This window comes from Chengkuizengella marina (assembly GCF_009910845.1).
Classification (GTDB): Bacteria; Bacillota; Bacilli; order Paenibacillales; family KCTC-33759; genus Chengkuizengella; species Chengkuizengella marina.
On record NZ_SIJB01000024.1, the window covers coordinates 58,377 to 82,632 of the forward strand.

Annotated in this window: 18 protein-coding genes; 14 read left to right on the plus strand and 4 right to left on the minus strand. The window is 32.8% G+C overall.

Annotated elements, in window-relative coordinates; translation table 11 throughout:
- Positions 1 to 88 precede the first annotated feature (88 nt).
- On the plus strand, positions 89 to 1,279 hold the full coding sequence (locus ERL59_RS10675; protein WP_160646207.1) for an ABC transporter substrate-binding protein: 1,191 nt from the start codon (positions 89 to 91) through the stop codon (positions 1,277 to 1,279).
- A gap of 5 nt (positions 1,280 to 1,284) precedes the next feature.
- Here the strand turns inward: ERL59_RS10675 and ERL59_RS10680 are convergent, their stop codons facing one another.
- Both ERL59_RS10680 and ERL59_RS10685 read right to left on the minus strand, forming a co-directional pair.
- On the minus strand, positions 1,285 to 2,373 hold the full coding sequence (locus ERL59_RS10680) for a coiled-coil domain-containing protein (RefSeq protein WP_160646208.1): 1,089 nt from the start codon (positions 2,371 to 2,373) through the stop codon (positions 1,285 to 1,287).
- A gap of 147 nt (positions 2,374 to 2,520) precedes the next feature.
- Positions 2,521 to 3,807, minus strand: coding sequence for a hypothetical protein (locus ERL59_RS10685; protein ID WP_160646209.1), 1,287 nt, complete (start codon positions 3,805 to 3,807; stop codon positions 2,521 to 2,523).
- A gap of 133 nt (positions 3,808 to 3,940) precedes the next feature.
- Between ERL59_RS10685 and ERL59_RS10690 the strand changes: the two genes are divergently transcribed.
- Positions 3,941 to 5,053, plus strand: a complete 1,113-nt coding sequence (locus ERL59_RS10690; protein ID WP_160646210.1) for a class I SAM-dependent methyltransferase — start codon at positions 3,941 to 3,943, stop codon at positions 5,051 to 5,053.
- 65 nt (positions 5,054 to 5,118) lie between these two features.
- Here the strand turns inward: ERL59_RS10690 and ERL59_RS10695 are convergent, their stop codons facing one another.
- Positions 5,119 to 5,352 (minus strand): DUF2626 domain-containing protein, encoded by a 234-nt coding sequence (locus tag ERL59_RS10695; protein ID WP_160646211.1) that lies wholly within the window; start codon positions 5,350 to 5,352, stop codon positions 5,119 to 5,121.
- 360 nt (positions 5,353 to 5,712) lie between these two features.
- Here ERL59_RS10695 and ERL59_RS10700 point away from each other — a divergent pair, with 360 nt between their 5' ends.
- From ERL59_RS10700 to ERL59_RS10710, 3 genes are all read left to right on the plus strand, one after another.
- Positions 5,713 to 6,354 carry an RsfA family transcriptional regulator gene (locus tag ERL59_RS10700; RefSeq protein ID WP_160646212.1) on the plus strand — a complete coding sequence of 214 codons (642 nt, stop codon included), beginning with the start codon at positions 5,713 to 5,715 and terminating at the stop codon, positions 6,352 to 6,354.
- 91 nt (positions 6,355 to 6,445) lie between these two features.
- Complete coding sequence (locus ERL59_RS10705; RefSeq protein WP_160646213.1) at positions 6,446 to 7,378, plus strand: 2-dehydropantoate 2-reductase; 933 nt, start codon at positions 6,446 to 6,448, stop codon at positions 7,376 to 7,378.
- A 64-nt stretch (positions 7,379 to 7,442) separates the two neighbouring features.
- Positions 7,443 to 7,868, plus strand: a complete 426-nt coding sequence (locus ERL59_RS10710) for a DUF3397 domain-containing protein (protein ID WP_235929858.1) — start codon at positions 7,443 to 7,445, stop codon at positions 7,866 to 7,868.
- A gap of 220 nt (positions 7,869 to 8,088) precedes the next feature.
- On the opposite strand, the gene ERL59_RS10715 is transcribed toward ERL59_RS10710, so the two are convergent.
- Entirely contained in the window at positions 8,089 to 11,490 is a 3,402-nt protein-coding gene (locus ERL59_RS10715) for a PKD domain-containing protein (RefSeq protein WP_160646214.1), read from the minus strand.
- 609 nt (positions 11,491 to 12,099) lie between these two features.
- Between ERL59_RS10715 and bshC the strand changes: the two genes are divergently transcribed.
- The 9 genes from bshC to ERL59_RS10760 all read left to right on the plus strand — a co-directional run bounded on the left by bshC (position 12,100) and on the right by ERL59_RS10760 (position 24,243).
- Complete coding sequence (bshC, locus tag ERL59_RS10720; RefSeq protein WP_160646215.1) at positions 12,100 to 13,740, plus strand: bacillithiol biosynthesis cysteine-adding enzyme BshC; 1,641 nt, start codon at positions 12,100 to 12,102, stop codon at positions 13,738 to 13,740.
- Between the two features lie 21 nt (positions 13,741 to 13,761).
- The gene (locus ERL59_RS10725; protein ID WP_160646216.1) at positions 13,762 to 15,024 is read left to right on the plus strand and encodes an adenosylhomocysteinase; all 1,263 of its coding nucleotides are present in this window, start codon (positions 13,762 to 13,764) and stop codon (positions 15,022 to 15,024) included.
- 150 nt (positions 15,025 to 15,174) lie between these two features.
- Positions 15,175 to 15,612, plus strand: a complete 438-nt coding sequence (mraZ, locus tag ERL59_RS10730; RefSeq protein WP_160646217.1) for a division/cell wall cluster transcriptional repressor MraZ — start codon at positions 15,175 to 15,177, stop codon at positions 15,610 to 15,612.
- 28 nt (positions 15,613 to 15,640) lie between these two features.
- Positions 15,641 to 16,591 carry a 16S rRNA (cytosine(1402)-N(4))-methyltransferase RsmH gene (rsmH, locus tag ERL59_RS10735; protein ID WP_160646218.1) on the plus strand — a complete coding sequence of 317 codons (951 nt, stop codon included), beginning with the start codon at positions 15,641 to 15,643 and terminating at the stop codon, positions 16,589 to 16,591.
- A gap of 27 nt (positions 16,592 to 16,618) precedes the next feature.
- Entirely contained in the window at positions 16,619 to 17,032 is a 414-nt protein-coding gene (gene ftsL, locus ERL59_RS10740; RefSeq protein ID WP_160646219.1) for a cell division protein FtsL, read from the plus strand.
- Positions 17,033 to 17,046: 14 nt separating this feature from the next.
- Positions 17,047 to 19,263: a penicillin-binding transpeptidase domain-containing protein gene (locus ERL59_RS10745; RefSeq protein ID WP_160646220.1), complete on the plus strand. Its 2,217-nt coding sequence runs from the start codon at positions 17,047 to 17,049 to the stop codon at positions 19,261 to 19,263.
- A gap of 124 nt (positions 19,264 to 19,387) precedes the next feature.
- The gene (locus tag ERL59_RS10750; RefSeq protein WP_160646221.1) at positions 19,388 to 21,313 is read left to right on the plus strand and encodes a stage V sporulation protein D; all 1,926 of its coding nucleotides are present in this window, start codon (positions 19,388 to 19,390) and stop codon (positions 21,311 to 21,313) included.
- A gap of 52 nt (positions 21,314 to 21,365) precedes the next feature.
- Positions 21,366 to 22,871, plus strand: coding sequence for a UDP-N-acetylmuramoyl-L-alanyl-D-glutamate--2,6-diaminopimelate ligase (locus tag ERL59_RS10755; protein WP_160646222.1), 1,506 nt, complete (start codon positions 21,366 to 21,368; stop codon positions 22,869 to 22,871).
- A complete protein-coding gene (locus ERL59_RS10760; protein WP_160646223.1) occupies positions 22,852 to 24,243 on the plus strand; it encodes a UDP-N-acetylmuramoyl-tripeptide--D-alanyl-D-alanine ligase in 1,392 nt (463 codons plus the stop codon). The genes ERL59_RS10755 and ERL59_RS10760 overlap by 20 nt, the downstream gene beginning before the upstream one ends.
- Positions 24,244 to 24,256 lie beyond the last annotated feature (13 nt).

The following is a 24,256-nucleotide window of genomic DNA, read 5'->3' on the forward strand; positions in this document are numbered from 1 at the left end:
TTTACTATTATCCAATAAAACACAATTTAACTCAATGTACATTTTTGTTATTATAGAAGTAAGTATGGTTACTATAGGGGAGAAACGGATGTTAAATAAAAAGAGTCTATTTATGTATTTTGGAATAATATTGATTTCCTTTAGTATAGTTACTTTCATTGGAGGTACAGAACCTAGCACAACAATGAATGAGAAAGAAACAAATGAAGAAGAAAGAACTATTTACAATCAAAGAGACTTCCAATCAGCCAATATATTGGAGATTTCAGTTTTTCTTGATGAAATCCAGTTACAATTACTAAAGGAATTTAATATTAAATATGAAAAGAGTCATTCAGGAGTAAATATACGATTAAATTCTTACAATAAAGAACAAGCTTATGATAAGTATAAACAAGCATCACAAGTTGGGGCTGCTTCAGATATTATGTTATTGGATAATGATTGGATTAATGAATTTGCAGCAAATGGATACTTGATTCAATTGGATGAAATTATGAATAGTATGAATATTGAGTATCATAATCTGCTACGTCATCAAACGAAATGGAATGGCTCTGACTGGGCAGTACCAATTGATTCAGATATATATGTCTGGGTATGGAATCCGGAACAACTAGAAAAAAAGGATGTATTAAAACCAGACAGATTAGAAAATTTACTTGAATTCATGGTTCTTTATCCAGAAAAAGTATATGTTGATCAAAATGATCCATACAGTTTGCTTCAAATCATCTCAATGTTAAATACTTCACAAAAACAAAGATCATCCGTTGAAAGTGAGCACTTAAAGATACAATTGGACATTATTTCTAAACTTGCAGCTGCTGAAAATTCATGGGAGTCAATAAAAAATGGAGATATACTGTTTAAATTAACGACATTAAAAGATTTTTATAATCATGGGAATGATGAATTTGAATATGCACCTATATATTTAGAAACTGAATTTATGAATGCATCACCAGTAGGAGGAGGAGTAATCAAAGGAAGTAGCTTTGTCGTTTCATCAAATACGAAAGTCCAAAAAGAAGCCTTTGAATGGCTTCAGACGCTTCTTTTAGATTCATATTATTCAAAGATTTTTATTAATAATAATCGAGTAGATGACATTCAACTTGAAGTTTTGAAAGCTTTAAAACCTAATCCAAATTTGCCAGATCAGTTAAGTAGATTTATACAAGATCTAAATCAATTAAATCATGAAGGTCAAATGAATTTTTTAGAACAACATTCAGATCTTTGGACTTCACAATGGATGGGGTATGATCAAAACTAATAACTTTAGTTTAGTAAATTTAGAAATATTTTAAGATTGCCATCATTTAATTCAATTTCTTCTGCCTCAACAAATGAGGCTATTTTTTTTGGATAAAAAGCTAAATCAAACTCTTCTTCCAATGCTTTAATTGTTGTGTCAGGTAATAAGAAATCGTTATATTGCAATTCATTAACTTGGAATTGTATGATGTTTTCGGGCTTAACCACTATTTGATACAAACCAGATAATTTGATATTGATATTTTCATTTGTTCCATAAGCAACAATCTCATCTTTTTTGAATTCAAATTGAAAAGGTTCAAACAAAGGATCTTGTTTTCTTAGGAATTCATTGAGTTCATCGTCTGTGATTTGAAAAACAAATTGGAGTCCATTTAATTGAAGGTGTTGCTTATTATCTGTTAGGATATCGGGTAAATTTTGCATTGCATTAGCTAGAGCTTGAAAATATGTTTTAAAAATCGGTAAACCTTCTTTTTCCCAAGCCATTGTTAGTTGTTCAATCTGTTCTAAAATACTTTCTCCATCTTCTAACTGTTGTATTTCATCATCTAGTTCTTGTTGCAAAGAGATTAAACGTTCTTTTTCTAAAACAAGTGCATTCTTAATATGAATTAGTTCTTTTTTAGTTTCTAATAATTCAACATATAGAACTTGAAGTTTATCATAATCACTTTGGAAATCAGATAAGATTTTTTGATCTCTTGAAACAATTGCTTGCATAAATTCAAGTACTGATAGAGCTTCTGATATAGATTCACTTGAAAATAAAAGATGGATTAAATCATCTCGTTCTTTTGTATAGTATTTTTTTAATACTTCTCCTGATTTTTCTCTGCTTTTTTCTACCAATTTATTTTGTGTTATTATGTTAGTTTCTGTTACTGAAATCGCTTTTTCAACTTCTTGTTCTTTTATGTTTAACCTTTCAAGCTCTTGGTCTATTTCAAATATAGTTAGTCCCTTTTCAAGCAATTTTTTTGTTTCATCTAAGGAGAGATCATCCGTTTGCAAAGCATAAGATAGATTTGAATAGTAAAAAGATAAAAAGATGCATAAATAAAAGATTAGTATTTTTTTTGAAAATTGCATAAAAGTTCTCCTCCATATCTATCCTACATAGTATATCATTTATATGATTATTTTGATGATAAGATGATTGTATCCAATAAATAAAATGCCCATTTAGAATGAACAAAAATGTCTTGTTCAGTCCAAATGGGCAATACAAAAAAATGCCTATTTCATTTTTTGAATTTTCCATTCTGAATCTACCTTATTTATTGTAAATGTAAATCCACTCATTAAAGGTTTTTGGTCTGGATTGGTTTCATCAAGGGATTCGTATAATATACCAACATTAAAAGAATTTCCTGATTTATTTTTAAATTGAAGGTCTTCAACTTGTATAAAACGATATATTTTGTTCTGAATCAGTTCCCAGCCTTTTTCTGCATTTTTTTCAGAAGAAAATGTTGAGAAAAACTGGTCTTTATTTTTTTCATTTATTGCTTTTAAATTATTGTTAATTAGTGTCATAATTTTTTGTTCTGGAGATTGATCAATATAATGACTTTCAGGAATGAATATTCCAGGTTCAAATGTAAACTGTGGCAATTGTTCTAACTCATTCAAATATGTAAAAAAGTCAAATAGTGGTAATGTTTTTTCTGGTGTTTTGATTTTTGAATCAGAGTTGAGATTGCTAATCATTTGATGATGAATAGTTAGTGCCTGATCCATCAAATTCAATTTTAAATCTTGGTCCGTAATCTCACCGTTTGCATTCATCACAAAAGTGATTACACTTGATTGGGTTTCCTCGGAATCAGTATTTTCTAGAGAAAGATAGGAATTTAAAGTTGCTTCAAGATTTGTATGTATATCATTTGGAATGATTTCTTTCATTTCGGCTATTAAAAATTCTTTTACAACTAACATTAAATTTTGTTGAGATACTTCTATTTCAATAATTTTTTGTTCTTCAAGTTCTTCCTTTGATTCAACACTTTTATCCTTAAACATTTTCGCATCTGTTATTTTTACTAATTCCAATAAAAATTGTGTATACATCGACTGTTCATAATTTAAGTCTGTATTTTTTAGTAACTCATTTTTATCTGCTTCAAAAAATTCATTTTCAGGATTAATAGATGGTATACTAAAAAATAATTTGTCATTTGTAATAATAATAGGTACATTTAAAGAAGACTGATTTGATTCAAATAATGCGCTTATTTCAATAGAGTCATCTACAATTTTACCATCCCAACTAAGTTGTCCATTTTGTGAAAAACTTTGTAGTAAGCTGTAAAATGGATTGGATTCATTTGAAGGCAATTGCAAATGAAGCTTTGTGTTACCACTAAATGTAACGTTAGAGAAATTGCTCTCCTGCTTCAAGGAGGTTTCTACTTCGTTTTTTAATGCTTCATTTTGTGAGGTGCAGCCTGATATGAATAGAATGAATAAAATAAAAGTGCTAAAAAGAGTTAAAAATAAAATATTTTGACGATTTTTTCTCATATAATATTATTCTCCTTCTTTATGTAATGAATCCATTGTATGAATAGTTTCTATTATAACATAAGACTGACTTAGAAGGGATAAAACAAACAGATGATTTTAATTTTTAAATCTTATTAAGGGAGTATATTTTATGACTAATTTGGGTTGTTTACCTTTAGTTGAAATCATTAAAAAAAAAATAAATAACAGTGAAATGAAAGCTATTACATTTTATGATTATATGTCTTTATGTTTATACCATGAACAGTATGGCTACTATGTTAGGAACCAGACCAAAATTGGTAAAGAAGGTGACTTTTATACAAGTTCTTCAGTTGGGACAATCATGGGAGAAATGCTTGCTAGTTACATTTCCAATCAAACCCAAACAAAAGACGAGCACAATATTACATTAGTTGAATGGGGAGGCGGAACTGGCAGATTAGCCAAACAAGTATTAGATGATTTACAAGATAATCACTTTGAACTATATGAGCGTATAAAATTTATTTCTATAGAAGAAAGTGATTATCACAAACAAATTCAATCAAATTCTTTAATAGAACATCTGGGGAAAGTACATTTTGTCACAGGTGAAGAGTGGTTAAGTGAGAAGCATACTGAAAATGTAATTCTATTCAGCAATGAACTTTTGGATGCATTTCCAGTTCATCGCTTGATTTATGATCACGAGAAATATTATGAAGTATTTGTTGGTTGGGACGAGCAATCTCAACAATTTATTGAAAAATACTTAGAATGTACAGATCCACTTTTACTAGCTTATATAGAAAATCAAAATTTACAACTGAACCAAGGGCAAAAATTTGAAATTAACTTAGCTGCAACGGAGTGGTTGAGAAAGTTGATGAATAGTATAACTTCAGCAACGATTATTACCATTGATTATGGAGATTTAAAAGATGAGATATATGCAGCGTACCGAATGGAAGGTACACTAATGTGTTATTTTAAACATCAAGCTTCACAGCAGCCCTTTCATCATATTGGAGAACAGGATATTACTTCACACGTTAATTTTTCTGCTTGTATCTTAGTAGGTAAAGATATGGGATTTAGTCATAGTTACATGACACAGAAAGAATTTTTATTTCAATCAGGGATTTTAAATAAATTACAGCAGCATAACATCACTGACCCTTTTCACCCTATTGTAAAAAAAAATAGAACGATAAGGCAATTGTTATTAAGTGATCAAATGAGTGAATTATTTAAAGTATTAATTCAAAAAAAAGATGTGTAGAAGCAAAAAGGGATAGCTAGAAGCTATCCCTAATCTATAATTACTTTTAATAAAGACACACGAGATTAATAAAGGGGCATTTTAAAGAAAGACCAATAAGTTATTCCGATACCTGCTACTAATAAATATCCCCAAAAGATCAATATGTATGCTTTTTCAGATAAATTCATATATCCTAATAAAACAAATACAGCTGTTTGAGCAAATGATATTAAAGCTAACTCAACCATATGACCAGCTAATGCCATTAAACCAATTGCTAAAGTCCAAAAACCCATGACACGATACATTCTTGGCATACATCATCCCCCTTTCCGTTTGCAAACTCACTCCAATATATCATAAATTATAAGGTTTTTAAACCTCCATGTAAACTACACAAAATTGACGAAAATAGTAACAATCTTTGAATTTAAAACAATAAGTACTTTTTTAAGCTTATGCCAACTCATTTTTTAATTTTTTGGATATACTTTTGAACAACCTCTATTAGATGATTATAGTTTGACCAGATATCAAAAAAATATGTATGAGGTTGAAAAAAATTGGTAATACCAAATAGTATCAAACAAATAGATTCTATGAACTCTATTATAGGCATAAAGATAAAGTAAGGAAACTTTGCCAAACACATTGAAATCACGATTAGGAGGTTTAACATGACAGCAGTAAGACAAGATGCTTGGACTCCGGATGATGATTTGATTTTAGCTGAAATCACGTTACGTCACATTCGAGAGGGAAGTACACAGTTATCAGCATTTGAAGAGGTAGGACAGAGAATTGGAAGAACAGCGGCAGCTTGTGGATTTAGATGGAATAGTTGTGTCAGAAAAAAATATGAGGCTGCAATCCAAATTGCAAAAGGACAAAGACAAAAAAGAAATCAAACTAAAAAAGAAGTAAGTCCATCACCTTTATTGATTGAAAATCATGATCCATTACCATCAAAAGGAGAAATGCCTAATTTAGAGCAGGCTATTTCAATCGAATCCGTCATTCGTTTTTTACGTCAATGGAAAACAACTTATCAAGAATTAACACAACAAATTAAATTCTTAGAAAAAGAATTGAAGAAAAAAGATGATATACTTTTAGAAATTACATCTGAAAATGAACAAATTAAAAGAGAAGTAAATGAAGTACAGTCGGATTATAGAACAGTAAATGATGATTACAAAGCGCTGATTCAAATTATGGATAGAGCTCGTAAAATGGCATTTTTAGCTGCTGAAGAAGAAGATACTTCAAAACCAAAGTTTAAAATGGATGCAAATGGAAATCTTGAAAGAATTGATTAATGTGTCGTTCAACTCGTTATTGAACAGTCTTTTTAAAAAACAATCTAAATGGTATATTTAATGAGTAGTTACATTTGGAGAAGGTGACAAGATGAAGTTCTGTATTGTCGGTGGCGGCTCATTAGGTCTATTATTAACAGCAAAGTACACTCTAGCTAATATACCAGTAGTATTAATCACTAGAACGAAAGAACAGGCCAAAATCATAAGAAAATATGGGCTGCAGCTCACTGAGGAAATAAGCGAGCATGCAGCCAATTTTGCATGTTATTCTATGAGTGAAATAAATGAAAATGATGTGGAGTTGGATTTAGATTGGATATTTCTAATGGTAAAACAACATCATATCAATCTATCATTAGGCCAAGACATTTCAATGTTAATGAATGAACATACAAAATTGCTTTGTTTTCAAAATGGAATAGGTCATGAAGAGAAATTATCATCATGGATCCCAAGTGATAAAATCTATCTTGCAATCACTACTGAAGCAGCTAAAAAAAATGCTGCTCATAAGGTAGAACATACAGGTAAAGGTATGATTTGGATAGGACAAGAATCTCAGAATTCTGAGTGCTATGATAAAAGCGAAAAAAATTTGATAAAATCGTTAAATGATGCAGGATTTAAAGCACAAATGACGAACAATATGAGTAGCATAATTTGGAATAAGCTATTAATTAATGCCGTTATCAATCCGCTAACAGCCATATTAAAAGTTTCCAATGGAAAATTACTTACATCTGAAAATTGGATGATACTTATGAAAAATTTATTAGAAGAAGGTCAATTAGTTGCAAATGCAGCAGGTGTAACAATTAAAGAACAATTATGGGATCAACTCATAGAGGTTTGTCAAAAAACATCAAACAATTCATCATCCATGTTGCAAGATGTTCTTGAAGGAAGGGAAACGGAAATTGATAGGATTAACGGCAGTTTGATTCGTGTAGCTTCTGAATACAAAATTGATGTACCAAACCATCAAGTAGTTTTCAATTTGGTAAAAGGATTGACCAAATAAAGTCAGTTTGGATATACAAATTCATGAAGTAATAATCTCCTAAGTAAATACCGGAGTTAAATATATGATGAAATTGCAGGTGGATTTTATGGGGTTTGTGATAGATACTGTATCAACAATCTATGCTATTTTTGCAATATTACCATTTATATCATTTGGGTTATTTTGGATCATATTGTTTTTTAAGTATGAAAATAAAAAAAAGGTAACAAACTTGGCTATGGATTTCACAACACCATTTTTAATAGGTGCGGTAGCTGTGATGTATGACATTATTTTTCAAAGCTCAAGCTTTGGAGGGATTTGGATCATCGTATTGATTTTCTTAATTTTTGGAGGTTTAATCGGTAATTTACAAAATAGGTTAAAAGGAAAGGTACATATTAAAAAATTGTTCAGAGTTATTTGGAGATTAGGGTTTTTAATATTAAGTACATCTTACATTTTATTTTTATTTATTGGTGTTGGAATATATTTTGCTAACTCATAACATTAATTTTTTTTAATTACACAAGTAAAAGTTTTACACAAGAAATTGATATACATAAAAAAGTAAAACCAAGTAAAAGGAGGAGGAAACCCCCTCCCCTTTTACTTCTCTTCTAAGTTCATAACTATTATATTCTTAATCATAAGGTTTTGATTTAGTGGCACCATTTAAAAAAAGAAGGAGGGAGGTCTCCTTCTTTTAAAAGATTTTTTACTTTTGTTTATTCTACAAGCAAGTGATAATCAATCTGTAAATTTTCCCATGTATAAACTGAAATTTCATAAAGTGTTCCAGGACTAAGGTTCATTGTTCTTTCATGGACATTGCCATTTTGGGAAGCCCAGTCTACCCTTACCCCAGTATTAGCTTCGTACAATACCCAGGTGATTGCATCAGTAGCGCTTGAAGCTGTTAATGTAATCGTGGTTGTGCCGTCACCTTCAGCGGTAAAGTAATAATATACACCAGTGTTTGTACTGTCCAAAGTTCCATTTTCATCAAGGATAACATCAGGAGGTGTTGTATCTCCTACAGTAATTATACTTGCAGTAGTATCTGTATCTCCTTGATCATCCGTAACAGTTAATCTCACAGTATATGTTCCTGTCGCTGTATAGGAGTATGCAGGATTTGCTTCTGTACTTGAATTGCCATCTCCAAAGTTCCAATCATAAGATACCACAATACCGTCTGGGTCATTAGAACCATCGCTCGAGAAATTAACCGTTTCGTTTACAAGAACATTAGTTGGAAAATTCATTTGTGCAATTGGTAGTTCGTTTGTTGGAGTTGTCGAACTTTCACTAGTAACTATCAGGCTATAAGGAATGGTAGCTGTATCTCGAGTAGATACACTAACTCTATACTCTGTTCCAGGTGTTAAATCATGTGTTCCCTCGAAAACATTTCCATTTTGGACGCCTCTTGCAACTCTTGTTGAAGTACTGATATCAGTTAATGTCCAATTAATTTGGTCATTTGCACTAGGAGCGGTTAAAGTAATTGTAGTGGTACCACTTCCTTGAGCAGTAAACACATAACTATCTCTAGTATTTTGATTATCTAGTGTTCCACTAACATCTAAAATAATTTCAGTTTGAGGTTCACCAACATCGTTTACAGTAATTGTAACTCTATCCGTATTCGTAGCTCCCTGATCATCTGTAACAGTTAAAGAAACGTTGTAAGTGCCAGCAGTTGAGAAGGTGTGTGTTGGATTTGTTAATGAGCTTGTCATCCCATCATCGAAGTTCCACTCATAAGATACAATTGTTCCATCACTATCAGATGAACCATCACTATTGAATGATACCGATTGATCTACATCAACTGTTGTAGGAGTAGCAGTTGCATTCGCTACAGGTGGAATATTATCAGGAGGTGTACCTTCCCCAGTATACAAACCATGGAAAACAACATCAAACTGATAGTCTCCACCTACAGTTCGGTGATTTACGAAGTATGCTGTAACTGTACTGTAACCGCTCCAAAGGTTGCTGTTTTCTAAGTCAATTAAAGCATTGTTGATGATTGTGTTCATATCATTAACATCATCTGCTTGTCCATTAGTGCCGTTACCACGATAAGTGCCTGTTAATGTGAATGTGTCAAAAAATCTTGATGTATCATCTGTAGTAATATTCACACCTGATAAGTTAATTTCATTTGCAATATCATTTTGAATCGTTTCTAAGGATCGTTCTACGTGGTCCTCTAAATAGTCATCTGGTACGAGTACTGTTCTATACTCTCCTCGTTGATAAGCATCAAGTATGTCATCCAAATGATTTTGAAAATCTCTATTAAATGTGGTGTTATTAGAAAGACTATCGACATAATCTAAGAAGTTTTGCAATCTTGTATTTTCATTCACATTTGCAGTGATGATATCTATCAAATCGTTTAATACATATAGATATTCTCCATTGTTAAATTTAGTTAAAAAGTCGAAAAACGCGTAATAGTAATCATAATAATCAAAAAAGTCTGCTACTTCGAAATCAGGATGAAGGATTTCATCTACAGTGAAAAATCTGCCTAATGGTGGGTTTTCAATCTCTGCAAACTGTGTTTCTCGACCCTCAACAGCTATTCTAGTTGATCCAGCTAAATGCTCTGCTATACCTTCACTGAACCATGTAAAATAATCATTATCGTAGTCTGTTAATGGGGTTTCACCATTTAGTCCAGGCACAAGGTACTTACCAGCTAAATAATGTGTGAACTCATGTCTGAATAGTTCTTCAAACTCTAAAGCACTATCTGTTGGGACAACTCTATCATATGAGTTAAATCTGCCAGCAAAATCATAGTAAATACCACCAGAGCCAACTCTTGAATTATAACCATCCGTTGAGTGTGTAAAGAACCAATTCGCTTGATATTCATGCCTGTTATTAAAGACTACTGCTGTTAATGTATCATCTGGATTACCAGATCCATCAACTGCTGAAAATGTGCCAGCTAAACGGAAGAACTGAGACTGCACTTCTTTTATTGCCCAATAACTTCTTTGAATTTTTTCTTGTGAAATATCACCACCAGCGATAATTGTGATTTCCCCATTATCAAAAACATATTCCTCAGGAAGGAATCGGTCCATATAATCAGGTGTAGGATCAGAAACTCTGTTACCATAAACATCTTGACCATACACATCATGAAGGAAGTATTCTAAATAATACCGTTTCCAAGTCCATTGACTTTGAGCGTTGCGAGCGTCTGTAAGGGTTTGATGACCATAGTTATTATCTTGGTGATTCCCAAACAACCAGTTAACATCTTCTAAATACCAAAGTAAAGTTCTAGTTAAATAAGCGAATTGCCAGTGATCGTTAGTATTAAACAAATAACTAGATATTTGTTCTAACATATAGTCCATAGCACTGCTCTCACCAGGTTCAAAATAAGAGACAGCTTGATTTATTCCATCGATTAAATCAAGAAATAATTCTTGACTGTCTTTCAATAATGCTTCTTCATCAGAATATATCACAGCAATATCGGTATAGTAATCAACATTATTCATGTAGTCTCTAAATATATCCCCTAAATCATAAAGAAAATTTGTAGTAGGGTTAGCGTACTCAGTTGAGTATCTTATTTCCGTAATTAACCTATGATCCCCTTCTGATTCACCAAGTTTTACGTTTGTATTATTTAAGACTGCAGATAATAAGCCAGCCATATCAGTTGCGTAGTCTAAATCTAAAATATAATCTAATGAGCGATCATTTGACGCATAAGCTGTGCCGAATCCTTGACTGTAAACGTCTAATAAGGCAACTAGGCCAGCATCGTTAGATGATCTCCAAGCATAAGATTGATCTATAATTGCATCACGTAATGCTTGATGACGATTTGAATCAGAATAAAAACTAACAGCATCAGCACCAGCTGCTCTAAAATCAGTAATATCTTCATCTGTGTTTTGAATATCATTAATGATAAAATCGATCAACTGTGCATTACTCATTCTTTCTAGGTCAGAAAAAGTTGTTATCGCTGAAATTTTAACAACTTTTTTTTCTTCTGCAGCAAAACTGTTTACTCCAGGGATGAATAAACATAATATTAAAATTAGAATCGTTGTTTTACTCAAATGTTTTTTTAATAATTTCATAAAATACCTCCGAATTTTAAATTTTGTCATCATATCTTCTCAAAAAAGTAAACGCTTACATATAATGTTAGTTATATCATTTTGTGAAAGAGATTATTGAGGTATAGTTAATTTATGACTAATTCTATATAATTAGTTGGTTTTATTTAGGAATTAAAGTAATAAGCTAACAGGTATTTGATTTGAATATCAGTTATTAGTAGGTAAGTGGTTTGGTTATAACAAAATATATTGGATCAAAGTTAGAAATGAGTTTTTAATATTACAATGTTTAAAGGATATAAATACATTAATATAGAAGGTACGCATAGATAATCATAAATTAGAGGATGAATAAAAGGAATTAATCATTTATAAAAACAATACGCCATTAATCAACTTTTCACTTTATTTTCACCTACTTTCTCTTTATTAAATGTCTAAAAATCTAATGGTATGACCTTATTATAAATTTGAGTGAATATTTTTGCAATACATAATTTTATTTTTTAATTAGTGAGTATTTACTAGTATATTACTTTTTTATTTTTTTTACTTGAAGACATTTAATAATACGTGTAAAATCAAAGTTGGTTTTAAACAACATTTTAAAATATTGGAGGTCAGTTCATGAAAACTGAACCCTTTTACATAGAAGCTAACCAAGCAATAGCAAATGATTATTTGAATCACTATGGTCGTGTGACTGATCTGTATGATTTTAATCACTTGGATAAAAATTCTATATCAGATCGTTTGAATTGGTTAGAAACTAATTCTCATTTAAAAGCAGATCGAAGCGATCTCTCAAAGTGTTTAAAAAATTTCAATCAAAAAATAGGGAATACGGAATTAGCGCTTCAAAATATTGAAGCATTAAATGAGAAGGAGACACTTGTTGTTGTAGGTGGTCAGCAAGCTGGATTGTTTTCTGGTCCTTTGCTTACTATTTACAAAATCATCACAATTATTAAACAAGCTCGAGAAGCATCCAAACAACTAAAAAGAAAGGTTGTGCCTGTTTTTTGGATCGCTGGAGAAGACCATGATTTTGATGAGGTAAATCACATTCAATATTTATCTTCTAACTTACAAATAAAAAAAATAAAAGTCCAATCTACAGAAGAAGACTTTAAGTCAACAATTAGTGAATTAAAAATACAATTTGATGAATGGAAGCAAGTATTAAATGAAATTAGTGAAGATTTAATTGCAACAGAGTTTAAAGCTGTGATTTTAGATCGATTAAATTCTATAGTGGAACATTCAAATACTCTAGTTGAAGTATTTGCTAGAATGATGGTTTGGTTATTTGGTAAATCAGGATTAATTTTACTTGATTCAAATGATGATCAATTACGTCAATTAGAAGTCCCCATGTTTATAAACTTAATTAAACAAAATCAAGATCTTAATGAAACTTTAATTCTTGGGAAAAAGCATGTTGAATCACTTGGATATAAATCTGAGGTTGAAATTAGTGACAATCAATCTAATTTGTTTTATATCCACAAAAGTGAACGGTTATTATTGAATAGAACTGATCAAGGTGTATATACGGATAAGCAAAAAAAAATATCGTATAATGGAGATGAGTTAATTGAATTATTAAGTTCATACCCACAACGTTTTAGTAACAACGTTTTTACACGACCAATTATGCAAGAATATTTATTTCCAGTATGGAGTACGGTACTTGGACCAAGTGAAATTGCTTACTGGGGATTATTAAAGGAAACCTTTCATTTATTTGATATGAAGCTGCCAATCATACAACCTCGTTTAGAATATACAATTCTAGAAAGTACGGTTCAAAAGCATATGAAAAAGTATAAGCTTTCCTTGGAGGATGTTGTTAGTCGTTTTGAAGATAAAAAGAAAAGTTGGTTAATAGAGCAGGATGATTTAAATATTGAACAACAATTTTCAGAAGTGAAAAAGAGCTTTGAGGATCTTTATGCACCCGTTTTGTCTATGGTAGAAAATATCAACCCAGGAATGTTAAAGCTTGGTCTTACCAATAAACAAAAAATTATACAACAAATTAGTTTTTTAGAAAAACGCTCTTTAAATGCTTTTCAATCACAACATGAATCTTCTATTCGTCAATTAGACCGAATACAATTATCCATTAAACCATTAGAAAAACCACAGGAAAGAGTATATAATATTATTACCTATTTAAATAAATACGGGTTTGATTGGATTCAGCAATTAATAGATGAACCAACAGATCATAAAAATTTACATTCAATTATTTATTTACCATAATGATAAAGGGAGGAAATTATATTGAATACAGTAGAAAAAAGTGTGATTACAGATATAACATTAGCACCACAAGGCCATTTAAAAATTGACTGGGTAAAGGCTCATATGCCAGTACTTAATCGTATTCGAGAACAATTTGAAACGGAACAACCGTTTAAGGGATTGAAAGTAGCTATTTCTCTGCATCTAGAGGCAAAAACAGCCTATTTGGCAAAAGTAGTTAAGGCAGGAGGTGCTGAGGTTACCATTACAGGAAGTAATCCTTTGTCTACGCAAGATGATGTATGCGCAGCATTAGTTGAAGATGGTATCACAGTATTTGCAAAATATAATCCTGATCCTGTTGAATACAAACAATTAATGGTTAAAACTTTAGAAACCAAACCTGATCTAATTATTGATGATGGTGGAGATTTAGTTTCAATTCTTCACTCTGAAAGACAGGATTTATTAGATAATGTTAGAGGTGGCGCAGAAGAAACAACAACTGGAATTTTAAGATTAAAAGCAATGGAAAAAGAAGGTGAATTAAAGTTCCCAGTTGTTGCAGTTAATGATGCTTTTTGTAAATATTTGTTTGATAATCGTTACGGAACAGGTCAATCCGTATGGGACGGTATAAATCGAACAACTAATCTTGTTGTTGCAGGTAAAACAGTTGTTGTTGTAGGGTATGGATGGTGTGGACGAGGGGTTGCAATGAGAGCTAAAGGACTTGGAGCTAATGTAGTGGTTACAGAAATAGACGCAATAAAAGCAGTTGAAGCTTATATGGACGGTTTTGAAGTAATGTCAATGGACGATGCCGCAAAAGTAGGTGATTTTTTTGTAACTGTTACAGGGAATAAAGATGTAATTCGAGGACAACATTACAAAGTAATGAAGGATGGGGCGATTCTTTCAAACGCTGGTCATTTTGACATAGAAGTTAATAAACCTGAATTAACAGAACAATCTTCTTCTGTAAGAACAGTTCGAAATAATATAGAAGAATACCAATTAAAAGATGGACGCAAAATTTATTTGCTTGCTGAGGGTAGGTTAGTTAACCTTGCTGCTGGTGATGGACATCCTGCTGAGATTATGGATATGACTTTTGCACTTCAAGCGATGTCTCTAAAATATGTAAATGAACAATACAAAGACATTGGCAATAAAGTAGAAAGTGTACCTTACGAATTAGATGAACAAGTAGCTAGAATTAAGTTGGAATCATTGGGCATTCATATTGATACATTATCTGATGAGCAAAAAAGTTATTTGGAAAGCTGGTCAGCACACTAAAAATAACCAAATATCATCGGAAAATAGAATTAAATTAAAAAAAATCCTGTGAAAAGCAGGATTTTTTTTAATTTTTGTAGAAAATAGCTAGTCATAGTGGTAGAAAGTGGTGTAAAGTGGTACATAAGGGTGAGAGAGGGGTAGATTCGTATGTTTATGGGTGAATATCAACATAACATAGATGAAAAAGGTAGAGTCATTGTACCTTCAAAATTTCGTGACTCACTTGGATCAACCTTTATCATGACCCGTGGATTAGACCAATGTTTATTTATCTACCCATCTGAAGAATGGGGGGTTTTAGAAAAAAAACTAAAAGCACTACCACTTATGAAATCTGATGCAAGAGCATTTACTCGATTTTTCTTTTCTGGAGCAACAGAATGTGAGTTAGACAAACAGGGAAGGGTAAATATACCGAATAACTTAAAATCTCATGCGAAATTAGAAAAGGAATCGATCTTCATTGGAGTATCTAATCGAATTGAAATTTGGAATAAAGATGTTTGGGAAGGGTATTTCAATCAATCTGAAAGTTCTTTTAATGAAATTGCTGAAAAATTAGTTGACCTAGATTTCAATATGTAGAAATTATCATCTTTGGAGGGATCGTAAGTTGTTTCATCACATCACTGTATTAAAAAAAGAGGCTGTAGAGGCATTAAATATTCATCCTGATGGAGTATATGTAGATTGTACGTTAGGAGGAGCCGGACATAGTTCATTGATAGCTTCCAAATTGAGTTCAAAAGGTTTATTAATCGCATTTGATCAAGATGACTCAGCAATACAACATGCAAAGAAAAAACTCGCTCCTTATTTGGATAGAGTCATTTTCATTAAGAGTAATTTTCGTAATTTGAAAGAAGCATTGAGTGAACTAGATATTCCAAAAAAAGAAGACATCCCTCAAGTAAATGGTATTTTATTTGATCTAGGTGTGTCTTCACCTCAATTAGATGAAGCAGAACGTGGATTTAGCTATAATCATGAAGCTGAATTAGATATGAGGATGGATCAAACCAGTCCCTTGACAGCTTTTGAAGTTGTAAATGAGTGGTCTGAACAACAGTTGATTCAAATCCTGTTTGAATATGGTGAGGAGAAATTCTCTAAAAGAATAGCAAAAAAAATTGTACAAGCAAGAATGGATAGTCCTATTCATTCAACCAAACAACTTGCTGAAATTATTAAAGAGGCCATACCTGCAGCAACTAGAAGAGTAGGTCCTCACCCAGCAAAAAGAAGCTTCCAAGCTATACGTATTGCTGTAAATGATGAGTTAGGTGCTTTTGAAACAGCACTTCATCAAACGATTAAGTGCTTGGCTCCAGAAGGAAGGGCTTCAGTGATTACATTTCATTCATTAGAAGATCGAATGTGTAAAAAAATATTTTCACATTATATACCTAAGTGTACATGCCCACCAGATTTTCCAATTTGTGTTTGTGAAAATAAAGCAACGATAAAATTAATTTACAAGAAACCAATGGTACCGAGTGAGGAAGAGTTAGAACTAAATCCAAGAGCTAGGTCTGCAAAATTGAGAGTAGCCGAAAAATTATAGTTTTTTTATGAAAAAGGAGAGATTTTAATGGCCTTTCGAGTTCAGGGGAATTTAGCTATGAAAGAAAATGTAAATAGAAATGTTTACAGGAAGAAGACACAAACTATAGTGAATCGGAAGAAGGCGATTTCAGCACCTGAAAAGCTGCTTTATTTAGTTTCCATTATCATGTGTGTTGTTATTGCAGGGTTTGTTATATTTAAAAATGCACAAATTTATGAAACGAATACAAAAATGCAGCAAATCTCTATTGAGATACAGCAGTTAGAAAAGGAAAATAAAAATTTAAAACTTGAAGTAAGAAAAATGGAAGATCCTAAAAGATTAATTGAATATGCTGAATCATTAAACTTTGTTTTAACAGATGAAGCAAATGTATTGCAAATTTCCCCTACTACAAACCATTCAGAAACAACAGAAGATATCGCATATATAGATTAATGGAGTTGAAAATTATGAATAAAAAATCCAAAGTTCGCTCCTTACTTTTTGGTGGGGTATTTACCCTTCTTTTTTTTGGACTCATTTATCAAGTCTATTCTCTTCAAATTGTACAATCACCTACCTTATTACAAATGGCACAGGATGCTTGGGAAAAAAATCAAGAAATTCCTGCTCAAAGAGGTTTTATTTATGATAGAAACGGAGAAGTGTTAGCGCAAGATGCAGAAGCATATACAGTAGCTGTAAGTCCCCGTACTATAAATGAAAATGACATCGTTTTTGAAGTTATGGATGCTTTAACTCCTTTGTTGAACATGGAAGGTGTCATTAAACAGGAAAAATTACATAGCATCGTTACAAAACAGAAACAAGATGGAACCTTTTATGGTCAAAGAGAGATTCGCAACGAAGGTTGGAAAATTGATACTACAACTGCGGATCAAATCAGGACGGCCATTGATGAAAAGGAATTAACAGGGATTCATTTAATTCCTGAAGTTAAACGTACCTATCCCGCGAATGATCTTGCTTCCCATGTATTAGGTTATGTTAGGAAAGATGGGGAAGTTCGACTAGGTCTAGAAGCCTATTTTGAAGATGTATTAAATGGGACACCAGGTTACCGCAGTTATCAGAGTGATTCTAAATATTACGAAATTCCAGACAGTAAGGTGACGTATACACCTCCAGAAAATGGGAAGTCTTTAAAACTCACGATTGACGAAAACATACAATTATTTGTTGAGCAAGCGATTGAAACGGCTTATGAACAATATAAACCAAAAAGTATAACTGCAATCGCAGTTGATCCACATACAATGGAAATTTTAGGTATGGCAAACTTGCCAAATTACAACCCTAATGAATATTGGGATTTTGAATCAGAAGAAGATTTTAAAAATCATGCTGTAGTTTCTCAATATGAACCAGGGTCAACCTTTAAAATTGTGACATTAGCAGCAGCTGTAGAAGAAGATTTGTTTGATCCAGATGCAACGTTTCAATCTGGTTCTATCCAAGTGCCAGGTGGGAGGTTGAAAGATCATAATAATGGTGCTGGTTGGGGAGTTATTTCCTATTTAGAAGGTTTGAAGCGTTCTAGTAATGTTGCCTTTGTAAAACTTGGATACGAGCAATTAGGTAAAGACAAGCTAGAACAATATATGAATGATTTTGGTTTTGGTCAACCTACGAGAGTTGAGCTACCAGGTGAAGCTTCCGGGAAAATTAGGCTTAAATGGGATTCTGAAGTAGCAACTGCGACGTATGGGCAAGGGATTACAGTAACGACAATACAACAGATTGCAGCAATATCAGCAATCGCAAATGGTGGGAAGTTGTTAAAACCGCAAATCGTAAAAGAAATTATTGATACTGATACAGGTGAAATCATTGAAAGCTTTTCACCTGAAGTGGTACGTCAGGTAATATCTGAAGAAACGGCTAAAGAAGTAGGTTTGTATTTAGAACAAGTAATTTCAGATCAATCAATTGGAACAGGAAGATTAGCTTATATGGACGGTTACCGAGCAGCAGGTAAAACAGGAACAGCCAATGTGGTGATTGATGGTAAATATGCCAATGATGTATGGCTAAACTCTTTTATTGGTTTTGCTCCAGTGGAAGATCCCAAGATAGCATTGATTGTTGTGGCTGATCAGCCAGATATTGGTGGAAATTACAAGTTAGGTAGTTCGGTTGTAGCTCCTGTTTTTAAAGAAATCATGTTGAATAGTTTAAGGTATTTAGGTGTTGCAACAAAATCAGATGATGGATTTTCTCAGGAAGAAATAATGATAGAAACACCAAATGTTAAAAACCTAACCCTTTTGGCTGCCAAAAATGAATTTGAAAAAAATGGACTTACTTATGAAGTGTTAGGGAATGGTACTCAAGTACTTGAGCAATTTCCTACAGCTGGTTCAGAAGTAGTTTTGGGTCAAAGTGGTTATCTACTAACTGAATCCCCAGAAAAAATACCTGTACCTGATTTAACTAACAAATCTTTGCGAGATGTTTTACAAATTTGTTTACTATTAGAAGTTGAATGTCAAGTGAATGGATCAGCTTATGTTATTGATCAGGAAGTGAAATTTGAAGGAAACAAGAGGATTGTTATATTAGAGTTACAAACTTTAGAGCAACAAAAGCAAGCAAACCTTGAACAATCAGAAGAAAACGATCAAGAAAATAATGATCCTTCAGATCAAATAACGGATGATAGCTAATTGGTTTTTATTGGGATTCTTAAGTGCTTTTCACTTTTTAAGTGTATAAGCTTGTTCTAACCCTAATCCTTATTGAATATCCATGATATCAAATAGAATCAACGATTGGGATAAGGGGGAGACCATGAAAATCTCTAACGTTATATTAAGAAAAAGAATTTTTTTTGCTCTGTTGTTTGGAGTGATAGGTTTTATAAGTTTGTGGATTAGGTTAGGGTATGTACAATTATGGACCGGGACTGAACTTTCTCAGAAAGCTGAAGATACTTGGAGAAGAAACATTCCTTTTGAAGCCAAAAGGGGTGAAATTGTAGATCGTAATGGGGAGCAATTAGCGTATAATATTACTTCCCCATCTGTATTGGCTATTCCGGTTCAAATTGATGATGCTAAGTCCACTGCGAAACAACTGGCAAACATTTTGCAAATATCTGAAGAAAAAGTATACGATTTAATAACAAAAAAAGAATTAATTGTGAGAATTCAACCTGGAGGACGGAAAATACCAGTTGAAAAGGCACAGGAAATAAGAAATTTAAATTTACCAGGAATTGTGATTGCAGAAGATAACGAAAGATATTATCCTTACGATAATCTAGCATCACATGTTTTAGGGTTCACAGGTATTGATAATCAGGGACTTACAGGGATTGAATTAACTTATGATAAGTATTTAACAGGAACAAAAGGGAATATATCCTTTTTATCCGATGCAAGAGGCGATTTAATGCCTAACGCTTCTGAACAATATACAGCCCCTAAAGATGGACTTACTTTACAATTAACGTTGGATAAAAATATTCAAATGATTGTAGAACGTGAACTAGATCAAGCGATGACAAAGTATCAACCAGATAGTGCATTAGCCATTGTGATGGATCCTAATTCAGGGGAAATACTGGCAATGTCTACAAAACCGGATTATGAGCCGGGGAATTATGCTGAATATGAATCTAGTATTTATAATCGAAATTTACCTATTTGGAAAACATATGAGCCAGGTTCTACTTTCAAAATCATTACATTAGCTGCTGCATTAGAGGAAAATAAAGTGAATCTAAAGCAGGATACTTTCCATGATCCTGGAGCTATAGAAGTTGCAGGTGTCCGTTTACGTTGCTGGAGACATGGAGGGCATGGCAGCCAAACTTTTTTAGAAGGAGTAGAGAACTCTTGTAACCCAGCTTTTGTCATATTAGGTCAACGTTTAGGAAAGGAAACATTATATGATTATATTAAGGATTTCGGATTTGGAACTAAGACCGGCATTGATCTTGGAGGGGAAGAAAACGGGATCCTATTTAATTTAGATCGAGTAGGACCAGTTGAACTAGCAACAACTGCATTTGGTCAGGGGGTTTCGGTTACACCGATTCAGCAAGTTACAGCTGTATCCGCAGCCATAAACGGAGGAACATTATATACACCTCAGGTTGCAGGGAAATGGATTCATCCTGAAACAGGAGAAGTAGTAAAAGAAATTGAACCCGATGCAGTAAGAACGGTCATTTCTGAAGAAACATCCAAACAGGTTCGCGAAGCATTGGAAAGTGTAGTAGCTAATGGAACAGGTAGGAACGCATATATTGATGGATATCGTGTAGGTGGAAAAACAGGTACAGCTCAGAAAGTCATAAACGGAAGGTATTCTCCTAATGAACATATTGTTTCTTTTATTGGTTTTGCTCCAGCGGATGATCCCCAAGTTGTTATTTATGTTGCAGTGGATAACCCAAAAGGTATACAATTTGGGGGAGTAGTTGCTGCTCCAATCGTTAAAAATATGATGGAAGACACGTTGCGGTACATGAAAGTAGAGCCTAGAGAGGATCAAATTGTGAAAGAATATAAATACGGTGATATTAAATATAAAGAAGTACCCAATCTGGTGGGTATGACTACAACTGAAATCATACAAAGTTTAAATCCTAACTTTCAGCTTGCAAAATCAGGGGAAGGTAATGTGGTTGTAAGTCAAGCCCCTAAGGCTGGAGAAAGAGTTGAAGTAGGCTCAACAATTCGTGTCTATTTATCAAATGAAAACAAATAATGTGCTTAACGCTACTGTATTATCCATACTTTAGTTTTGGGGGGGTTTTGCCATGTTGCTCAAAGAATTCGCCTCATTATTAAAACATTCTAATCTTTATGGAGATCCAGATACAGTTATTACAGGCATTAAAACAGATTCTAGAAAGGTGAAGTCAGGGGATTTATTTATTTGTATTGTTGGACACCATGTAGATGGTCATCAATTTACTGAACAAGCTGTTAAAAATGGTGCCGTCGCCTTAGTCATACAACAGGATGTAGAATGGAATGTTCCTAAAATACGTGTAAAAGATAGCAGATATGCGATGGCTGTATTTTCTTCTGCATTTTATCAATATCCAAGTCATAAACTGAAACTTATCGGAGTGACAGGTACAAATGGAAAAACAACTACAACCTATTTAATAGAAAAAGTACTAAGAGACCAATCTCATAGAACAGGTTTAATGGGCACGATTCAAATGAAAATTGATGATCAATCATATAACGTTGAGAATACAACACTTGAAGCATTAGAGCTACAAAGAAGTTTGGATTTGATGCAAAAAAATAAGATTGACTATTGTATAATGGAAGTTTCAAGTCATGCCCTAGAAATGGGGAGGGTGTTAGGCTGTCATTATCGTACTGCAATTTTTACAAATTTAACACAAGATCATCTAGACTATCATGGCACCATGGATAAATATAAGCAGTCTAAAGGTTTATTGTTTTCTAGACTAGGTAATACCTTTTCAGATAATCCTGAAAATAGAAAATATGCTGTATTGAACGGAGATGATCCAGTATCTAATTATCTCAAGAAAATTACAACAGCAGAAGTATTTACATACGGTATTGATCAGGAAGGTGTTGATGTCCAAGCAACAGATATTCGAATTACTTCAAAAGGAACCAACTTTAAAGTTAATACATTTGTTGGATCAATGGATTTTTGTATTCAGCTTATTGGAAAATTCAATATTTACAATGCACTGGCAGCAATAACCGCATCACTCTTAGAGGGAATTACTTTAAAATCCATTAAAGAAAGTTTGGAGCAGGTAAAAGGGATTGATGGGCGTTTTGAGTCTGTGTATGAAAATCAGGATTATCTAGTTATTGTCGATTACTCACATACTCCAGATAGCCTTGAAAATGCATTAAAAACGATCTCTGAGTTTGCTGAAGGAAAGATCACCTGTGTTTTCGGTTGCGGAGGAGATAGAGATCGTACTAAACGACCTTTAATGGGTCAAATCGCAGCAAAATATTGTGATCATGTTTATGTTACTTCAGATAATCCTCGTACAGAGAACCCGATTCACATTTTATTGGATATAGAGAAAGGGATCATTGATTCAGGTATGACAGGGAGTCAATATGAACTAATTGTAGATCGTAAACAAGCGATAAAGAAAGCAATATCTAATGCTTATGCAAAGGATGTTGTATTAATCGCTGGTAAAGGTCATGAAACATATCAGGAAATTCATGGGGTAAAAAAAGATTTTGACGATAGATTAGTGGCAAAGAAAGTGATAAGGAGTATAATAAATGATGATCCGAGCATATGATGATATAATCAATATGTTAAACGCAGAACAATTTACACAATTAAAAGATACAGTTATCATTTACGGGGTATCAACAGACTCAAGGAATATTAAACAAGGAAGTTTGTTTATTCCAATTGTTGGTGATCATTTTGATGGGCATCTTTTTGTTGAAGAGGCATTCCGCAAAGGTGCAACAGCTGCATTATGGCAAGAGGACCATGGATCCCCGCCTGAAAATATACCAATCATTATTGTAGAAGATACGTTATTAGCTCTACAGCAACTTGCTAAGCAGTATAAGAAGCAGGTTGATGTAAGGGTAATAGCTATTACAGGAAGCAATGGGAAAACAACAACTAAAGACATGATTGCATCTATTTTATCTACCACCTATAAAGTACATAAAACAGATGGTAATTATAATAATCAGATTGGTTTGCCGCTCACATTACTTCAAATGAAAGAAGATACACAATTTGCAGTTCTTGAAATGGGGATGAGTGGCAGAGAAGAAATTGACTTATTAAGTAAATTGGCTGAGCCAGAAATAGCAATTATAACCAACATCGGAGAAGCCCATTTACTTCAACTAGGATCTAGAGAAGAAATTGCAAGAGCAAAATTAGAAATCATAAATGGCTTAAAACAAGAGGGATTATTTATTTACCCAGGTGATGAACCTTTACTTAAGAATATTTCTGAACTTGGATATCATTTACCACCTTCCACAAAACAAATTCGTTTTGGTAAGAAGAAGTCAAATGAAATTTACCCTACTTTTATAGAGATGGAACAAGAGGGGGTTTATTTTGGAATAAATAATTCACAACCAAAAGATTACTACATACCATTAATAGGTAAACACAATGTGATGAATGCTACGGCAGCAATTGCTGTAAGTCAATATCTAGATATAAAAAAAGAAGATATTATCAATGGATTAAGCCAACTTCAAATTTCCAGTATGAGGACACAAAAGCTTCGATCTAATTCTGGATTTGTGCTCATAAATGATGCATATAACTCAAGTCCAAATGCCTTAAAAGCTGCAATAGATATGTTGGAAGAATTACGGGGATATGAACATAAAATAATTGTACTAGGTGACATGTTGGAATTAGGTGAGAATGAAAAAGAGATGCACAGAGACATTGGGCGAAGACTTGATCCACAACGAATAGATTATGTTTTTACGTATGGTAATTTGGCAAAAGAGGCAGCTATTGAAGCATTAAATCATTATTCAATTGATCATGTAAAATCTTTTGAAGATAAGGAAAAGCTATTAAAAGAAATATTAACAGTTGTGACAGAAAACGATGTAATTTTAATTAAAGGCTCACGTGGAATGAAATTGGAAGATGTTGTGGGTGAGTTGAAAAATAGATAAGGGGGCGGGATTT

Coding starts and splice junctions, on each gene's coding strand:
- ERL59_RS10675 (WP_160646207.1), top strand. CDS start 89: ATGTTAAATAAAAAGAGTCTATTTATGTATTTTGGAATAATATTGATT.
- ERL59_RS10680 (WP_160646208.1), bottom strand. CDS start 2,373: ATGCAATTTTCAAAAAAAATACTAATCTTTTATTTATGCATCTTTTTA.
- ERL59_RS10685 (WP_160646209.1), bottom strand. CDS start 3,807: ATGAGAAAAAATCGTCAAAATATTTTATTTTTAACTCTTTTTAGCACT.
- ERL59_RS10690 (WP_160646210.1), top strand. CDS start 3,941: ATGACTAATTTGGGTTGTTTACCTTTAGTTGAAATCATTAAAAAAAAA.
- ERL59_RS10695 (WP_160646211.1), bottom strand. CDS start 5,352: ATGCCAAGAATGTATCGTGTCATGGGTTTTTGGACTTTAGCAATTGGT.
- ERL59_RS10700 (WP_160646212.1), top strand. CDS start 5,713: ATGACAGCAGTAAGACAAGATGCTTGGACTCCGGATGATGATTTGATT.
- ERL59_RS10705 (WP_160646213.1), top strand. CDS start 6,446: ATGAAGTTCTGTATTGTCGGTGGCGGCTCATTAGGTCTATTATTAACA.
- ERL59_RS10710 (WP_235929858.1), top strand. CDS start 7,443: ATGATGAAATTGCAGGTGGATTTTATGGGGTTTGTGATAGATACTGTA.
- ERL59_RS10715 (WP_160646214.1), bottom strand. CDS start 11,490: ATGAAATTATTAAAAAAACATTTGAGTAAAACAACGATTCTAATTTTA.
- bshC (WP_160646215.1), top strand. CDS start 12,100: ATGAAAACTGAACCCTTTTACATAGAAGCTAACCAAGCAATAGCAAAT.
- mraZ (WP_160646217.1), top strand. CDS start 15,175: ATGTTTATGGGTGAATATCAACATAACATAGATGAAAAAGGTAGAGTC.
- ftsL (WP_160646219.1), top strand. CDS start 16,619: ATGGCCTTTCGAGTTCAGGGGAATTTAGCTATGAAAGAAAATGTAAAT.
- ERL59_RS10745 (WP_160646220.1), top strand. CDS start 17,047: ATGAATAAAAAATCCAAAGTTCGCTCCTTACTTTTTGGTGGGGTATTT.
- ERL59_RS10750 (WP_160646221.1), top strand. CDS start 19,388: ATGAAAATCTCTAACGTTATATTAAGAAAAAGAATTTTTTTTGCTCTG.
- ERL59_RS10755 (WP_160646222.1), top strand. CDS start 21,366: ATGTTGCTCAAAGAATTCGCCTCATTATTAAAACATTCTAATCTTTAT.
- ERL59_RS10760 (WP_160646223.1), top strand. CDS start 22,852: ATGATGATCCGAGCATATGATGATATAATCAATATGTTAAACGCAGAA.